Here is a 16,997-nt window from a genome sequence, read left to right as displayed (position 1 = left end):
AAAAAATACATATTATTTTAATTTTTCAACCCATTGTTCTTCCTTGAAACCAACTAAAACTATTTCATCAGTTACTATAATAGGTCTCTTAACTAACATTCCATCTGTAGATAATATTTCTAAAAGTTCTTCTTGATCTAAGACCTTAACTTTATCTTTTAATTCCATTTCTCTATATAGCTTTCCGGATGTATTAAAAAACTTATTTATATTTAAGCCACTCTTAATTAACCATTCTCTTAACTCATCTTTAGTAGGTTTATTTTCTACTATGTGTCTATCTGTAAACTCTAATTCATTATATTCTAAAAATTTCTTTGCTTTTATGCAAGTTGTACACTTAGGGTATTCTATAAAAACTATACTCATAATACCTTCCTTTCTTTTATAATGACACTAAAAAAATATTAACCCTAATAGTTATTAGTTAAGAATTATTATAACATATCTATTCCCTTTTTCAATATTTAAACCTATTATTTATTTTACAATTACTTAGGAATTTTTATATATAGTTTAAACATATCACCTTCTACATCTATTTTAATATTTCCATTATGAAGTTCAACTATACTTCTAGCTATTGCAAGCCCTATACCAGATCCTTCAACAGCTGAATTTCTTGATTGATCCGCTCTTTCAAATCTTTCAAAAATCTCTTCTTCATTAAAATTCATCTCATAATTTGATATATTTTTAAAATCAATTTCAAGCTCATTATCCTTATTTGTAATATTTATATAAACTCTTGTATTATCTAAAGAATATTTAAGCGCATTTATTATTATATTTTCAAACACTCTAGACATCAGCTTTCCATCTAAGTTAATAACTAATTCATCCTCTTTAGATGACACCTTAAATTCAATATTTTTTTCTTCATATAGGCTGCTATATTCCCCAACACCCTGATGCACTAATGCTATTATGTCCACATCACTTTTATTTAATATCATTTTCCCACTATTTAATTTTGATACTTCAAATAAATCTTCTATTAATCCCTTAAGTTTCAAAGATTTCTTTTCAAGTATATCTAAATAATCTAATCTTTCATCTTCAGTAATGTTAGGATCCTTAAGTATATTTACATAGTTTATTATTGAAGTTAAAGGAGTTTTTAAATCATGTGATACATTTGATATTAATTCAGTTTTTAATTTTTCATTCTTAACTTTCTCATTAACTGCTATTTTATAGCCATCTTTAATCTGATTTATATTATCTACTAATTCCTTTACTTCCTTTTGTCCTATATCATCTATATCATAATCTAAATTTCCATCATTTAGCTTTTTGAGACCTTCATTTATCATAGCTATATCTAAAGTTTTTTTAACAGTATAAACAATGCATAATAAAGGTATTAGAACTATAAATAATGTTCCTTTAAAGGGGTATCTAGTTAGAAGTGTTAATAATAAATTTTGATTCCTAATAGATGCTACTAAATATAAGTAGGATACTATAACTATAAAAGCTGCAACAATAGCTGTTACAAGTTTATTTCTAGTATATTTATACTTAAATCCATATCTTAGTACATAGAAAAGTCTATGTACTGTATTTATTTTCAAATTAACTTCTTTTCCATTTGTAACAATATTAATTAACAATTTAAAAAATAATAATATACTTATTATTGTTGTTACTATCATTAATTTTGCAGTAATAGCCTTTTCTCTAATTAACTCTTTATAGCCTTCTGGATATGTGTAATAAAACTCTTCATAATTAGACAACCCTTCTTTTTCGACATACTTAATATCACTATTTATATAGGAATTAAAAGTGTCTACATTATCAATCATGATATTTGCGAATCCTCTATTTTTTAAATATCTTAATACATCTTCTGAATCTATTAAGCCATAATTAGGTCCATAAAATTCTTCAAGTCCATAATCGCTTGTTATTATATTGCCTGTAGTTTTATTTAATATTGCATATTTATATGTATTTTTTAAACTTTCTCCATACACTTTAGCTTCAATTTTTTTATCTACATCATAATCTTCTATATATTTAAGATTATTTGATAAATAATAAATCATGTTTGCAATTTCTTCAGTTTCACTATAAATAGTATCTTTTATAAATTTTTGTTCATTAAATAAAGAATCAAAAACCCCTGGTGTATTCTGCCTATTAAACTCTTTAACATAACTAATAGTTAAAAAACCTATTAAAATAACTAAGACTAATATTTCAATTCCCCATATTCCTCTTAGATATCTTTTAATTATCTCTTTCAATTTTATAACCAACACCCCATACCACCTTTATATATTCAGGTTCTTTTGTGTTAATTTCAATTTTTTCTCTTATTCTTCTTATATGAACTGTAACTGTATTTTCACTTCTATAAAAAGGTTCATCCCAAACTTTTTCATATAGCTCTTTAATTGAAAATACTTTACCTAAGTTTGAAGCTAATAAATGAAGTATTTTAAATTCTGTTGCCGTTGTTTTAACCTCTTCACCTCTAAGTATTATTACTCTTTCTTTACTATTAATTATTAAATCTTTAACTTGTATAATATCCTCATCAGTTTCTATATCTAAAGGCTTATCATATCTTCTAAGTTGTGACTTTACTCTTGCTACAAGTTCTAAATGGTTAAACGGCTTAGATAAATAATCATCTGCACCAACATTAAGCCCTAATATTTTATCACCATCATCAGTTTTAGCTGACAGCATTATTATTGGCATATTTCTTTTTTCTCTTATTTTCAAGCATGTCTTTATCCCATCTAATCTTGGCATCATTATATCTAAAACAACTAAATGTATCTTCTCCATATCTAATATCTCTAAAGCCTCTATTCCATCCTTGGCTTTATAAACTTTCATTCCCTCTCCACGTAAATATATTTCAATAGCATCTCTTATTTCTCTTTCATCATCAACTACAAGTACATTAAACATATTTTCACCTCATATTTATGTTTTTAAATTGTTCATTTTCTTATAATATTTTCTCTATATTTATCATAACTTATAATTATAAATTTTTCTAATTTATAAAAATTACAATTTTATTAAGTTAATTTTTTTATTAACTTTTTATTCGTTTTAATATATAATCATTGTGTACTATATAAAAGATTAATTCAAGGAGTAAATTTATGATACTAAAGATTAGACAAAATAAAACAGTTCTCTTAGATTTTATAATTATTTTCCTAGGCTGCTTAATTGCATCTCTTGGGGTAAATCTCTTTTTAACTAATGCTAAATTACTAAGCGGAGGTGCTACAGGCGTTGCACTAATTTTACAATATACTGCTAATATTTCTTCTGGTATTACAGTATTTGTAATTAATTTACCATTATTCCTTATAAGCTATAAAAGGTTAAATAAAAGGTTCACTTTATATTCTGCTATTGGAATGATATCTCTATCACTTTCATTAATTATTACTAAACCATTATCGCAGCTTATAAAAATAGATGATATACTAGTTTACTGTATATACGGTGGTGTTTTATGTGGACTTGGATATGGGTTAGTATTTTTAAGAAATGGTTCTACAGGCGGTGTAGATATTATTACAATGGTAATCAGAAAAAAGTATCCTAACTTTGAAATAGGTAAGGTTAGCTTTGGAATAAACTGTATAATAGTTCTTATAGGAGCTATAATCTTTGGACTTCCTAAAGCACTATATACATTTATATCTATATTTCTTCAGAGTGTTGTAGTTGATAGGGTCCTTAATGGATTTAATAGCAAAAAGCTTTTGCTAATTTTAACTGAAAAAGAACAAGACATGATTAATTATATTATTAAAGATATGCACCGAGGGGTTACTTCTTTAATCGCCGAAGGAGAATATACACATAATAGAAAAAAAATGCTTTATTGTGCTGTTACTTCTTCTCAAATGATTCATGTAAAACTTAAACTTTTAAAAATTGATCCTAAAGCCTTTATTACTATAATAGATGTATCAGAGGTAAACGGAAAAGGCTTCCGCCATATTTAAAAAATAACAAATCAATAATTAAAAACTTATATTCTTTAATTAAAGTAAAAAAAGGTTTTATCATCTTTATTAGAGGGCTTCAAAAAATAACTAGTCAGATTCTAGTCTATTTTTTGGCCCTCTTAATGATAAAACCTTTTTTATTATCTTAATTTACTTACTTAACCGTATTAAGATAAGCTTCTTGACCTATTTTATAAAGATTATTTCCTTTTGAATCTATAACTACAATTAAAGGTAAATCTTTAACCTCCATCTTTCTTATTGCTTCTGATCCTAAATCTTCATAAGCTATTATTTCAGACTTAACTATACTTTTTGCAATAAGCGCAGCAGCTCCTCCTATTGCTCCAAAGTAAATACTTTTATTTATTTTTATAGCTTCTATAACTTCTTCACTTCTAGCACCCTTTCCAATCATTCCTTTTAACCCTAAATCTAAAAGAGCTTTAGTATATGGATCAATTCTATAGCTTGTAGTTGGACCCGCAGATCCAATTACTTCACCTGGCTTTGCAGGGCTTGGTCCAACATAATAAATAATCTCTCCCTCTATATTAAAAGGCAATTCCTTTCCTTCATTAATCAAATCTATTAATCTCTTATGAGCTGCATCTCTAGCTGAATATATTGTACCTGAAAGCAAAATATTATCCCCAGCCTTTAGCCCCAAAACCTTCTCCTCCGTTAATGGTGTATTTATTCTTTTTTCCATATTAAAGCCCCCCTATAGTACTATCTCTTTATGCCTTGTAGCATGACAACTTATATTAACAGCTACAGGCAACCCCGCAATATGGGTTGGATAAGTTTCTATATTTAATCCAATCGCTGTTGTTTTACCCCCAAATCCTTGAGGTCCTATTCCTAATTTGTTTATAGTATCTAAAAGTTCAATTTCTAATTTTTTATAAAAATTAATCGTACTCCCTTCATCAATAGGTCTAATTAGAGCCTTCTTAGACAAATATGCAGCCTTATCAAATGTTCCCCCTATTCCTACTCCTATAACCATAGGTGGACAAGGGTTAGGTCCAGCTTCCTTAACCGTCTCTATAATAAATTGTTTTACCCCTTCTATTCCATCTGCAGGTTTTAACATTTTTATTTTACTCATATTTTCTGATCCGAATCCTTTAGGTGCAACTGTTATCTTAATATTATTACCAGCAACAATATCATAATATATAACAGCAGGAGTATTATCTTTAGTATTAACCCTATCTATAGGATCTTTAACTACAGATTTTCTTAATAATCCATCCTCATATCCTCTTCTTACGCCTTCATTTATAGCATCCTCTAATAATCCACCAACTATATGTACCTCTTGTCCAACTTCTATGAATACACAAGCCATACCCGTATCCTGGCACATAGGCATTTGTTCTCTTTTGGCTATATCCGAATTAATTATAATTTTATCTAATATATCCTTTGCTAAATCCCAGGTTTCTTCTTCTTTTGATTTTAGTAATGCACTTTTTATATCATTTGATAAAAAGTAGTTTGAGTTTATACATAAATTCTTTACAGCATCTGTTATTACTTCAACATTAATTTCTCTCATATCAATCACTCCTAATATTAGGCACTTCCCAAAAAATAATAGGTCAATTTACAGTCTATTATTTTTAAAAGCACTTTAATAAGTTAATTTTATTATTCTTTCACACTATTTACAATGCTTTGTAAATAAATAATCATATTATTAGATTTTACTTATTATAATTTAATAAGATATAATTAGGAGGTCACCTATGAATAATAAAAAACTTTATACCCTAGCTAATTTTATAATTTACTCTTTAATAACAGTACTAATAATTCTAATTACCTATAATGCATTAATCTTATATAAAAGATATAAAATACCTAAAATACCACAAAACAGTATTAATGTTTCTCCAAACTATAATGATGGTATTTCCGATATATTAGTAAATGATTAATATTTCGCCTATTATGTATAACTATCCTAATAATCTCTTTAAAATATTAAAAGTTGAAATTACACTCATTAAGGAAGCTTCAAAAGATAACTTATCAGATTCCGATTTATTTTGCGCTACGATATATCACAACCTTTACATAAACTGGTTATGAGCATGTTATTGTTCTTCTCCTAGCCTAAAATATCATCTTAATCTTTGACGTGTTATTTTCTTTAAGCTTCCTAATTCATATTCAAATAAATGACTGTAACTTTAATGATCTTCAAAAGTTAACAATTTCCTATTAAATAGACATATTATTATATTAATCTACATTGATTCTATTTTTATTCTATAGAGTTTCTAATAATGCTCCTTCCATTTCTAACCTTTCAACAAATTTCCTAGGAAATATTACTGATTAGTATTTATATTGTCTAATCCCTGAAAATACCTATCTATGCCTAAAGATAATCCTTCTACTAATCTATTCTGATGATCTTCGGTCTTTAACTTCGCTTCTTCTTCAGGATTTGATAAAAACCCACATTCAACTAACACTGATGCACCTTCATACTTATCTCTTAATATAAGATAAGCATCACCCGCTGATTTTGCAACTCTTTTATTATTATCCTCTACTTTTTCTTTTAGAGAATCTTGTATATTTTTAGCTAGTATAGAGCTTTTTTCATTTGATGCATGCCAAACTTGAGCTCCGTAACATTTACTTTGGGCAAACATATTTTGATGAATAGAAATAAATATATCACAATTAGTTTCCTTTTTCATTTCACATCTTTTCTTTAGATCCTCTCTCTTCTTTTCTCTAATTGTTGTTCCTTTGCTATATAATCCATCATCTGCCTCTCTCGTCATCACAACCTTATAACCCTTACTTTCTAAATTAACTTTTAGTTTTTTACTAATTTCTAAATTTATTCCTTTTTCAATAGTTCCTTGTTTAGATTTAGCTCCACCATCAAATCCACCATGGCCTGGGTCAATCAATATTACCTTTTGTTCACTTTCGTTTATAGTAGCCTTCACTGGCACCGTACATACTATAAAAAATATCATTAATATAGAAATTACTCTTAGTTTTCTCATATTTTACCCTCCATAAATTATTCTTATCTTATTTATTATGTTTCTTTATACTTTTATTATTCCGAATTAACTCTTATTTATATATATTAGACGCTATTTTTTATCTAGCGATGTTATTTTTTTTAAATTCTATGAAATTAAAATAAGGATATTAACATTTAATTAAATGTTAATATCCTTATTTCCTAATTCTACAAAGTAATTTAAATATACTTTAGACATTTCAAGAAATAACAAACCACTGATACATATATTGACTTGTTATTTTTTAAAAATTCCTTATGCTTCTATATTCTAATTATTTTCAATAACGCTTTCCGCTATATTAGTTGAATGATCTCCAATTCTTTCAAAATTGCTTATTACATCTAAGAATATAGCACCTGCATATGCATTACATGTTCCATCATAAAGTCTTTTAATGTGGAGTTCTCTATATTTTTTTTGAAGTCTATCAATATTAGATTCAACTTCTTGAATGCTTTTCGCCATTTCTAAATCTCTATTAATATAACTTTCTATAGCTATGTCTATGGCTTTAATAGTACTATCATACATTGTATGTAATTGTTGAATCGCTTCATCACTATATTCTAAATTCTTAGCAATTTTTTGAGATGCTAATCCAGCAATATTATCTGCATGATCTCCTATTCTTTCAATATCAATAACTGTATGGAATGTAGATGATACTATTCCTTGTTCTTTATCGGACAACTCGCATTTTGATAATTTTACCAAATAAGTAGTTATAGATTCATCTAAATCATTTATTATTTTTTCATTTTCATAAACCTTTTCTATTAACTTTATATCATTATTATCAAAGGCTTTCATTGCAAGTTTCAAACCTTTTTTAGCTTTATTAGCCATTCTAATTGTCTCTTTTACAACTTGTCCAGCTGCAATAACCGGTGTTTCCAATAACCTATCATCAATATATTTTACTCCACGGTCTTCTTCTTCATCTTGCCCTGGAATTATCTTATTAACAATTTTGATTAAAACTCCTGTTAATGGCAACATTACTGCAGTATTAACTAAATTAAATACTGTATGTGCATTTGCTATTTGTCTACTTACATCATCAGGACTAATTTTGGAAACTATCTCTCCTAAAATACCACTCATTAAAACTGGTATAAATAGTATTGTACCACCTAAATTAAAAATCAAATGTAACATAGCCGCTTTATGTGCTGTTTTATTTGTTCCAATTGTTGCAATCATAGCCGTAATACACGTTCCTATATTGCATCCAAATACTATTGGCAGCGCCTGTGTTATATTCAATACTCCTGTTGTTGCTAACGCAAGTAGTATCCCCGTAGTTGCTGATGAACTTTGAAGAACTGCTGTTAATATAGCTCCAGCAAGAATTCCTAAAAACATGTTATCGCCTACAGTTGCTAGTAATCCCTTGAATGCCTCTGTTTCTGCTAATGGTTTCATAGCGGCACTCATCATTCCCATTCCTGTAAATAATATACCAAACCCTAAAATTATATTTCCGATATCCTTTCTTTTCTTTACCTTAGCGAACATTACTATAAATGCTCCAAAGAAAACGAAAAGGGGTGCTATTGTATCCAATTTAAATGCTACTAATTGAGCTGTTACAGTGGTTCCTATGTTAGCCCCCATAATTATCCCAGCCGCTTGTGTTAAGTTCATTACTCCTGCATTTACAAAGCCTACCACCATTACAGTTGTAGCGCTACTGCTTTGAATAATAGCTGTTACTATTGATCCAACTAAAACTGCAATTAAAGGATTCTTTGTTACTTTTTCAAGTATATTTTTTAGACCCTCTCCTGCTGCATTCTCTAATCCATCACCCATGAGTTTCATTCCATATATAAATAAACCTAATCCGCCCATTAACTTAATAATAACCATTAATGATTCCAAAGTTACTCTCCTTTGTTTGTCGTTTTTACAAACTTAGTTTACATCATTTATTAACATTTGTTAAGTAATTTATCTGATTTTTAACCTATTCTTAATATAACTCTACAAAATATGGACTTTTTCTTCATATTCTACGTAATAATTATTAAAATTTTTCATATTTTTCATTATATTCCATTTACATATTAAAAAAAATAACAAATCAACAGCCGATATATATTTTATGTCCATACGAAGATAAAACCCTCTAGTAATTATTACTATATGTGTTCTCATTATACTACGTGTAACGCAAAATAGACTAGCATATTGCCTTGTTATTTCTTGAATATGTTTTATATAAAAAAAATGGGAAAGAGGTATTCCCTCTTTCCCATATATAAGCAATACTATCTCTTTGAGAATTGTGATGCTTTTCTAGCCTTTTTAAGACCATATTTCTTTCTTTCTTTCATTCTTGGGTCTCTTGTTACGAAACCAGCTTTCTTTAATTCACCTTTAAGAGTTTCATCTGATTTGATTAAAGCTCTTGTTATTCCGTGTCTTATAGCTCCAGCTTGACCTGTAAATCCACCACCGTGAACATTAACTAAAACGTCGAATTTATCTTTAGTTGCAGTTAACATTAATGGTTGATTAACGATCATTATTAAAGTTTCTAAACCGAAAAACTTTTCAATTTCTCTGTCATTTATAGTAACTTTACCGTTTCCAGGTACAAGTCTTACTCTTGCAACTGATTGTTTTCTTCTTCCAGTTCCTAAATATTGAACTTTTGCCATTTTTTATTCCTCCTCGTGAGCGTATATTAGTACTTTAATTCAAGTACTTCTGGGTTTTGAGCAGCGTGACCATGATCAGCGCCTCTATATACTTTTAACTTAGTAAGCATTTTTCTTCCTAAAACACCTGTTGGAAGCATTCTTCTAACGGCTTCTTCAAAAGCGAATTCAGGTTTCCTAATTAATACTTCTCTGTAAGGAGTTTCTTTTAATCCACCTGGATAAAAACTATGCTTTCTCATTAATTTTTGATCTAACTTCTTACCAGTTAAAACAACCTTTTCTGAGTTAATGATTATAACAAAATCTCCGCAATCAACATTTGTTGTAAATGTTGGCTTATTCTTACCTCTTAAAATTGAAGCAACTTGGCTAGCAACTCTACCTAGTGGTTTACCAGCAGCATCAACTACATACCATTTTCTTTGAACTTCACTTGCTTTTGCAATATATGATTTCATATTTCTTCCTCCTTGAACTTACATTAAGCTTTACTTTTTTTCAAGTACTTCTTTTATATCAAGATCCTAGCTGATGGATCTTATATACATAACTAATCTAACATAGCTTATTATAATACACGCTTACGGGCGTGTCAACTTTTTTTTACTTTTATTTTGAATTAATAAAAAACCTCTTCAAGCACAAGCCCTAAAGCTGGCACGCACATTCCTGCACCTTTTCTATCTTGGTTGTCTATTATCGTTTTTATATCTATTGGTAATTTCGTTCCTCTTCCAACCTGTAATAATGTTCCTACTATTATCCTTACCATATTGTATAAGAAACCATCCCCTGTTATAAAAAACTTTATTTTATTCTTATTTATTTCTATATGTAAGTCACTTATAGTTCTTATTGTGGTCTTTACAGAGCTCCCATCACTCTTAAATGCTTTAAAATCATGTGTTCCTATAAAATATTTACAGGTTTCCGTCATTTTTTCTATATTTATCTTACCTCTAACATGATATGAGTAGCTTCGCCCAATAGCACTAGGTATTTCACTATTTAGTACAGTATAAGTATAAGTTTTTCCTTTAGAATTATATCTAGCATGGAATTCTTCCATCACCTCTAAAGAATTTAATATTACTATATCATCAGGGAGTTTTGTATTAATAGCTTCTTTAAAGCGATTCCCAGGAATACTACTATTAGTCTTAAAGTTAGCAACATAACCTCTAGCATGGACCCCTGAGTCAGTTCTTGAGCTACCTATAAGTTTGACATCTTCCCCTGTGACTTTCTTAATAGCAATTTCTATAGTGCCTTGTACCGTTGTTCCTAGTTTTTGCTTTTGCCACCCAAAGTAATTCGTACCATCATATTCTATTAGTAATTTAATATTCCTCATAATTTTCACCTTAGCCCTGTACTATTTTCTATATAAATACTCTTATTGATATACTTCCTATTAATAAAATTAAAAAAATAACAAATGCGACTATATCTTTTGATGAAAACATTAATTGTTTCATTCTAGTTCTTCCAGCTCCGCCTCTATACCCTCTAGCTTCCATAGCCATAGCAAGCTCATCAGCTCTTCTAAATGAACTTATAAATAGAGGAACTAATAATGGGATTAAACTTTTTGCTTTTTTTATAATTCCACCACTCTCAAAGTCAGCACCTCTTGCCTTTTGTGCCATCATTATCTTATCAGTCTCATCAATAAGTGTAGGTATAAATCTTAACGCTATAGTCATCATCATAGCTAATTCATGAGCTAACTCTTTACCTATAGGTTTTAATAGCTTTTCTATTCCATCTGTTAATTCAATTGGTGAAGTAGTAAGTGTTAATACTGAAGTGCCCATAATTAAGAATATTAATCTTAAAGCCATAAATACAGCTATCCTTACCCCTTCTTCATATATGTTTATAAATCCATAGCTAAACAATAACTCCCCACCCTTAATCATAAAGATATTTAAAGTTGCTGTTAGTGCTATTAGAAAAAATACTGGTTTTAATCCCTTATACAGGTATCTTAGTGGTATTTTAGATGTATAAATAGTTAATGATAAAAAAGCTACAATTAATGAATATCCCACAAATTTATCAATAATAAATAAACAAGCTATAAATAATATAGATAACACTATTTTTGTTCTTGGATCTAATTTATGCACGAAGGTCTCGCCAGGTATATATTGTCCAATAGTTATATCCTTTATCATTGCTTCTACACCCCCTTCCTACTTTCTATTTTCTTTCAGTACTCGTAATAATTCTAATCTTCCTTGATCAACTGTAAATATATCTTCCGAAACATCAAAGCCCTTTTGTTTTAATGATCTCATTAAATATGTTACTTGTGGAACTCCCAGCCCTATGCTTTCCAACTTATCTATTTCCTTAAATACTTTAGCAGGAACACCTTCTAGCACTACCCCACCTTTACTCATAACAATAATTCTTTCCGCCACTTTACCTACATCTTCCATGCTATGACTTACTAAAACTATAGTCATTTTGTATTTTATATGTAATGTCTTAATTTGAGCTAAAATGTCATCTCTACCTTTTGGATCTAGTCCAGCTGTAGGTTCATCTAATATTAATATCTTAGGCTCCATAGCAACCACACCCGCTATGGCAACCCTACGTTTTTCTCCACCACTTAAATCAAAAGGCGACTTATCCTTATATGTTTCATAATCTAAACCTACCATTTCCATTGATTTCTTAACTCTCTTAGTTATTTCCTCTTGTTCTAATCCAAGATTTCTTGGTCCAAACTCTATATCTTTTTCAATACTTTCCTCAAATAATTGATATTCAGGATATTGAAATACTAATCCAACCTTTTTTCTTATGTCCGAAAGTTTAACTTCTCCTCCTGTTATATCTACATCATCTATGATTATTCTTCCACTACTTGGTTTTAATAATCCATTCATATGTTGTATTAATGTTGATTTACCTGAGCCAGTATGTCCTATTAAAGCTATAAACTCTCCATTATTAATTTCTAAATTAACATTATCTAAAGCTACCTTTTCAAAAGGTGATTTAGGCATATATATGTATTTTAAATTTTCTATTTTAATTGACATAAAGCATTCACCATCTCATCCACATTTAAAATTTTTGTCGTAATATCAATACCAGCTTTCTGTAATTCATAGCATAGTTCTGTAACCTGTGGTACATCTAATCCAATTTTTTTCATAGTTTCAACTTTTGAAAATACTTCCCTTGGTATTCCTTCAAGTATTATTTCACCCTTATCCATAACAATAACTCTATCAGCTTTAGCTGCTTCATCCATATAATGGGTAATTAATACAATTGTAATACCATACTTTTCATTTATCTCTTTTATATTATTTAAAACTTCTTTTCTACCCGATGGATCTAACATGGCTGTTGGTTCGTCAAAAATAATACAATCTGGTTTCATAGCAAGTATCCCTGCTATGGCAATCCTCTGCTTTTGTCCACCTGATAAAAGATGTGGAGCGTGTCTTTTATACTCACTCATACCAACTTTTTCCAAACTTTCATCTACTCTCTTTCTTATTTCACTTGGTTCTACGCCTAAGTTCTCTGGTCCAAATGCTACATCTTCTTCTACAATAGTCGCAACTATTTGATTATCAGGATTTTGAAAAACCATACCAGCTTTAGATCTTATACTCCATAGATTATTAGCATCTGAGGTATCTAATCCATCTACTATAACAGTTCCACTACTAGGAACTAAAAGTGCATTCATATGCTTTGCAATTGTTGATTTTCCCGATCCATTATGACCTAATATCACTAAAAACTCACCTTTTTTTACATTAAGGCTTACTTCTTTTACTGCATATAATTCTTCTTCGCCTTCATTAACCGTATACTTGAATGATAAATTTTCACATTTAATCATTGAATTTTCCATATAGGACCTCCATATATTATCATTATTTATAACTACTAAACGCTATATAAAATTTCAGTTGTGTATATACACATAAAAATATTATATTATATAATGAAACTATTTACTATTATTAATTTAAGTAAAAATTTATACACTGTTTAATATTTATTTATATAAGAAAACAGGGATTAAGTTAAAAACTTAATCCCCTAAAATATTATACTAATTCAAGTATAACCATTTCAGCTCCGTCCCCTCTTCTAGGGCCCGTTTTGTACATTCTAGTGTATCCACCATTTCTTTCTGCGTACTTTGGAGCTATATTATCAAATAAATTTTGAACTACTGCTTCTTCTTGAACAAAAGCTAAAACTTGTCTTCTAGCGTGAAGATCTCCTCTTTTTGCTAAAGTGATCATCTTTTCTGCTATTTTTCTAGTTTCTTTCGCTCTTGTATCAGTTGTTTGCATTTTACCATGCTTTAAAAAGCTTGTAACAAGGCTTCTTAGCATAGCTCTTCTTTGGTCAGTAGCACGACCTAACTTACGATAACCTGCCATATGGATTTACCTCCTTACTCATCGTTTAGTCTTAATCCTAAGCTTAATTCCTTAAGCTTTCTTTCGACTTCCTCTAAAGACTTCTTTCCTAGATTCCTTACCTTCATCATATCATCCATAGACTTTCCAGCAAGTTCTTGAACTGTATTTATTCCAGCTCTCTTTAAACAGTTATATGATCTAACTGATAAATCAAGTTCCTCAACAGTCATTTCTAGTACTTTTTCTTTTTTGTCTTCTTCTTTTTCTATCATTATCTCTACATCATTAGTACTGTCGCCTAATGACATAAATAATTTAAAATGCTCTATAAGAATTTTTGATGATAAGCTTATAGCTTCATCAATTTTAATAGTTCCATTAGTCCAGATTTCTAAAGTTAACTTATCATAATCAGTAATTTGACCTACTCTAGTATTTTCTACTGTAAAGTTAACTCTTTTAACTGGTGTATATATTGAATCTACAGCTATTGATGATATTGAAAGTTCGTCACTCTTATTTTTGTTCTGAGTAACATATCCTCTACCTTTATTAACTGTTAATTCCATATATAACTTTGCATTATCGTCTAATGTTGCAATATGTAGGTCTTTACTTACAACTTCAACGTCTCCATCAGTTTTTATATCTGCACCTGTAACTTCTCCTGGTCCTTGAGCATCTATATATATAGTCTTAGGACCATCACCATTCATTATTAACGCTAAAGATTTAATGTTTAAGATTAACTCAGTAACATCTTCCTTAACGCCTTGTACAGTTGAGAATTCATGAAGTACTGTATCTATTTTTACAGATGTTGTTGCCGCACCTGGAAGTGATGATAGTAATATTCTTCTTAGAGCATTTCCAAGAGTTATACCGTATCCTCTTTCTAGTGGTTCAACCACATATTTACCATAAGTACCGTATTCATTCGCTTCTATACATTCTATCATTGGCTTTTCTATTTCTAACATGTACAAACCCTCCTTATATTTAAAATGGCAACCTTATTCTGAGGGCAACTGATTCTATATTTGGGACTAAGAACAAGTCTTAAAATCCCAAATAATAGTTTATTACTTGCTATATAACTCAACAATAAGAGTTTCGTTAACTGGAACGTCAATGTCTTCTCTTGTTGGCTCAGCAACTACTTTACCTTCATAGTTTTCAACGTTAGCTTCTAACCATTTTGGTAGAGTTTTTGGATTTTCAACAAAAGTCTTGAACTTTTCAGTTCCTCTGCTCTTTTCACAAACTGAAATCACATCATTAACAGAAACTCTGTATGATGGAATATCAACTTTTTTACCATTTACTAAGAAATGACCATGATTAACTAATTGTCTAGCTTCATTTCTTGAAGCACCATATCCTAGTCTGTAAACAACGTTATCTAATCTCATTTCTAATAATTTAAGTAAGTTTTCACCAGTGATACCCCTCATATGGTCAGCCTTTTCGTAATAAGTTCTGAATTGGCCTTCTAATACTCCGTATATTCTTCTAGCTTTTTGCTTTTCTCTTAATTGAACTCCATAGTTAGAAACCTTTTTCTTAGCCGCTCCATGTTGTCCTGGCGCATAGCTTCTTCTAACAAAAGCACATTTATCTGTAAAACATCTATCTCCCTTAAGGAACAGTTTCATACCTTCTCTTCTACATAATCTGCATGTAGCTCCAGTATATCTTGCCATTAATTACACCTCCTAGACTCTTCTTCTTTTTGGTGGTCTACATCCGTTGTGAGGAATTGGAGTAACATCTTTAATTAGAGTTACTTCTAATCCTGCTGCTTGTAGAGATCTTATTGCTGCTTCTCTACCTGAGCCCGGTCCCTTAACGTAAACTTCTATACTCTTTAAACCGTGTTCCATAGCACCTTCTGCTGCTTTTTCTGCTGCCATTTGTGCTGCAAATGGAGTACTTTTTCTTGATCCTCTGAATCCTAAAGATCCTGCACTTGACCATGATAAAGCATTTCCTGACGCATCAGTTAAAGTAACTATTGAGTTATTGAAAGTTGACTTGATGTGTGCAGCACCATGCTCAACATTCTTTCTCTCTTTTTTTCTTCTAGTCTTTTTGACTTTTTGAGCTGCCATCGAATTCCCTCCTCACTACTTCTTCTTATTTGCCATAGTTTTCTTTGGACCTTTTCTAGTTCTTGCGTTAGTTTTAGTCTTTTGACCTCTAACTGGAAGACCTTTTCTATGTCTGATTCCTCTATAACATCCTATTTCTACTAATCTCTTAATGTTTAAAGAAACATCTCTTCTTAAGTCACCTTCAACCATTATACTCTTAGTTATGAAATTTCTGATTTCATTTACTTCTTCTTCGCTAAGATCTTTAACTCTAGTATCTGGATTAACTCCAGTAGCTGCTAAAATCTTATGTGAAGTAGAAAGTCCTATTCCATATATATATGTTAGACCTATCTCAACTCTTTTTTCTTTTGGTAGATCTACTCCTGATATTCTTGCCATTAAAACTTACACCTCCTGATAATTGAAATGCATAAAAGTTAATTATTTTTGTGCTTTATATAATAAAATTTTAGGTCGATAGATTTTTATTCATCTATCGGTCAGCCGCCCTAAAATTTACTTATTTAATTAAAATGCCTATATAATCATATGTGACTTTAAAGTAAATGTCAATAATTATTATATAGTAATATAATACTTTTTTGCCTAATACTTAATTATATTAGCCTTGCTTTTGCTTGTGCTTAGGATTTTCACAGATAACCATTACTCTTCCTTTTCTTCTTATAACTTTGCACTTTTCGCAAATAGGCTTAACTGATGGTCTTACTTTCATCGCTAACCCTCCTTGTAATTG

The 16,997-nt window shown here is 29.7% G+C and carries 21 protein-coding genes; 2 read left to right on the top strand and 19 right to left on the bottom strand.

Annotated elements, in window-relative coordinates:
• Positions 1-12: 12 nt before the first annotated feature.
• The 3 genes from BLS77_RS10380 to BLS77_RS10370 all read right to left on the bottom strand — a co-directional run bounded on the left by BLS77_RS10380 (position 13) and on the right by BLS77_RS10370 (position 2,931).
• Positions 13-369: an arsenate reductase family protein gene (locus tag BLS77_RS10380; protein WP_089969168.1), complete on the bottom strand. Its 357-nt coding sequence runs from the start codon at positions 367-369 to the stop codon at positions 13-15.
• A gap of 122 nt (positions 370-491) precedes the next feature.
• Entirely contained in the window at positions 492-2,270 is a 1,779-nt protein-coding gene (locus BLS77_RS10375) for a sensor histidine kinase (protein ID WP_242873969.1), read from the bottom strand.
• Positions 2,239-2,931 (bottom strand): response regulator transcription factor, encoded by a 693-nt coding sequence (locus BLS77_RS10370; RefSeq protein WP_089969163.1) that lies wholly within the window; start codon positions 2,929-2,931, stop codon positions 2,239-2,241. Before BLS77_RS10370 ends, BLS77_RS10375 begins: the two co-directional genes overlap by 32 nt.
• Before the next feature lie 200 nt (positions 2,932-3,131).
• Between BLS77_RS10370 and BLS77_RS10365 the strand changes: the two genes are divergently transcribed.
• Complete coding sequence (locus BLS77_RS10365) at positions 3,132-3,992, top strand: YitT family protein (protein ID WP_089969161.1); 861 nt, start codon at positions 3,132-3,134, stop codon at positions 3,990-3,992.
• Positions 3,993-4,149: 157 nt separating this feature from the next.
• On the opposite strand, the gene BLS77_RS10360 is transcribed toward BLS77_RS10365, so the two are convergent.
• Together BLS77_RS10360 and BLS77_RS10355 are read right to left on the bottom strand one after the other, a co-directional pair.
• Positions 4,150-4,707: a Fe-S-containing hydro-lyase gene (locus BLS77_RS10360; RefSeq protein WP_089969158.1), complete on the bottom strand. Its 558-nt coding sequence runs from the start codon at positions 4,705-4,707 to the stop codon at positions 4,150-4,152.
• 12 nt (positions 4,708-4,719) lie between these two features.
• Complete coding sequence (locus BLS77_RS10355) at positions 4,720-5,562, bottom strand: fumarate hydratase (RefSeq protein WP_089969155.1); 843 nt, start codon at positions 5,560-5,562, stop codon at positions 4,720-4,722.
• A gap of 190 nt (positions 5,563-5,752) precedes the next feature.
• Between BLS77_RS10355 and BLS77_RS10350 the strand changes: the two genes are divergently transcribed.
• Positions 5,753-5,944 carry a hypothetical protein gene (locus BLS77_RS10350; RefSeq protein WP_089969150.1) on the top strand — a complete coding sequence of 64 codons (192 nt, stop codon included), beginning with the start codon at positions 5,753-5,755 and terminating at the stop codon, positions 5,942-5,944.
• A 396-nt stretch (positions 5,945-6,340) separates the two neighbouring features.
• Here BLS77_RS10350 and cwlD read toward each other — a convergent pair whose 3' ends face one another.
• From cwlD to rpmJ, 14 genes are all read right to left on the bottom strand, one after another.
• Positions 6,341-7,036, bottom strand: coding sequence for an N-acetylmuramoyl-L-alanine amidase CwlD (cwlD, locus tag BLS77_RS10345; protein ID WP_089969146.1), 696 nt, complete (start codon positions 7,034-7,036; stop codon positions 6,341-6,343).
• Between the two features lie 294 nt (positions 7,037-7,330).
• Positions 7,331-8,947 carry a Na/Pi cotransporter family protein gene (locus BLS77_RS10340; RefSeq protein ID WP_089969142.1) on the bottom strand — a complete coding sequence of 539 codons (1,617 nt, stop codon included), beginning with the start codon at positions 8,945-8,947 and terminating at the stop codon, positions 7,331-7,333.
• 389 nt (positions 8,948-9,336) lie between these two features.
• Positions 9,337-9,729: a 30S ribosomal protein S9 gene (rpsI, locus tag BLS77_RS10330; protein WP_089969136.1), complete on the bottom strand. Its 393-nt coding sequence runs from the start codon at positions 9,727-9,729 to the stop codon at positions 9,337-9,339.
• Between the two features lie 26 nt (positions 9,730-9,755).
• Positions 9,756-10,190 (bottom strand): 50S ribosomal protein L13, encoded by a 435-nt coding sequence (gene rplM / locus BLS77_RS10325; RefSeq protein ID WP_089969132.1) that lies wholly within the window; start codon positions 10,188-10,190, stop codon positions 9,756-9,758.
• A 161-nt stretch (positions 10,191-10,351) separates the two neighbouring features.
• Positions 10,352-11,086, bottom strand: a complete 735-nt coding sequence (gene truA / locus BLS77_RS10320) for a tRNA pseudouridine(38-40) synthase TruA (RefSeq protein ID WP_089969129.1) — start codon at positions 11,084-11,086, stop codon at positions 10,352-10,354.
• A gap of 28 nt (positions 11,087-11,114) precedes the next feature.
• Positions 11,115-11,912, bottom strand: coding sequence for an energy-coupling factor transporter transmembrane component T family protein (locus BLS77_RS10315; RefSeq protein WP_089969126.1), 798 nt, complete (start codon positions 11,910-11,912; stop codon positions 11,115-11,117).
• A gap of 18 nt (positions 11,913-11,930) precedes the next feature.
• Positions 11,931-12,791 carry an energy-coupling factor transporter ATPase gene (locus tag BLS77_RS10310; RefSeq protein ID WP_089969123.1) on the bottom strand — a complete coding sequence of 287 codons (861 nt, stop codon included), beginning with the start codon at positions 12,789-12,791 and terminating at the stop codon, positions 11,931-11,933.
• Complete coding sequence (locus BLS77_RS10305; protein WP_089969120.1) at positions 12,776-13,621, bottom strand: energy-coupling factor transporter ATPase; 846 nt, start codon at positions 13,619-13,621, stop codon at positions 12,776-12,778. Before BLS77_RS10305 ends, BLS77_RS10310 begins: the two co-directional genes overlap by 16 nt.
• Positions 13,622-13,820: 199 nt before the next feature.
• The gene (gene rplQ / locus BLS77_RS10300) at positions 13,821-14,162 is read right to left on the bottom strand and encodes a 50S ribosomal protein L17 (RefSeq protein WP_089969117.1); all 342 of its coding nucleotides are present in this window, start codon (positions 14,160-14,162) and stop codon (positions 13,821-13,823) included.
• Positions 14,163-14,176: 14 nt separating this feature from the next.
• The gene (locus tag BLS77_RS10295; RefSeq protein ID WP_089969114.1) at positions 14,177-15,124 is read right to left on the bottom strand and encodes a DNA-directed RNA polymerase subunit alpha; all 948 of its coding nucleotides are present in this window, start codon (positions 15,122-15,124) and stop codon (positions 14,177-14,179) included.
• A gap of 102 nt (positions 15,125-15,226) precedes the next feature.
• Positions 15,227-15,847, bottom strand: coding sequence for a 30S ribosomal protein S4 (rpsD, locus tag BLS77_RS10290; protein WP_089969111.1), 621 nt, complete (start codon positions 15,845-15,847; stop codon positions 15,227-15,229).
• 12 nt (positions 15,848-15,859) lie between these two features.
• The gene (rpsK, locus tag BLS77_RS10285) at positions 15,860-16,255 is read right to left on the bottom strand and encodes a 30S ribosomal protein S11 (protein WP_089969108.1); all 396 of its coding nucleotides are present in this window, start codon (positions 16,253-16,255) and stop codon (positions 15,860-15,862) included.
• 15 nt (positions 16,256-16,270) lie between these two features.
• A complete protein-coding gene (gene rpsM, locus BLS77_RS10280) occupies positions 16,271-16,639 on the bottom strand; it encodes a 30S ribosomal protein S13 (protein WP_089969105.1) in 369 nt (122 codons plus the stop codon).
• A 223-nt stretch (positions 16,640-16,862) separates the two neighbouring features.
• Positions 16,863-16,976 carry a 50S ribosomal protein L36 gene (gene rpmJ / locus BLS77_RS10275; protein WP_039312872.1) on the bottom strand — a complete coding sequence of 38 codons (114 nt, stop codon included), beginning with the start codon at positions 16,974-16,976 and terminating at the stop codon, positions 16,863-16,865.
• Between the last annotated feature and the right edge of the window lie 21 nt (positions 16,977-16,997).

The sequence above is a fragment of the Clostridium gasigenes genome, from assembly GCF_900104115.1.
Taxonomy (GTDB): domain Bacteria; phylum Bacillota; class Clostridia; order Clostridiales; family Clostridiaceae; genus Clostridium; species Clostridium gasigenes.
This window is presented reverse-complemented; position numbering and strand designations above follow the sequence as displayed.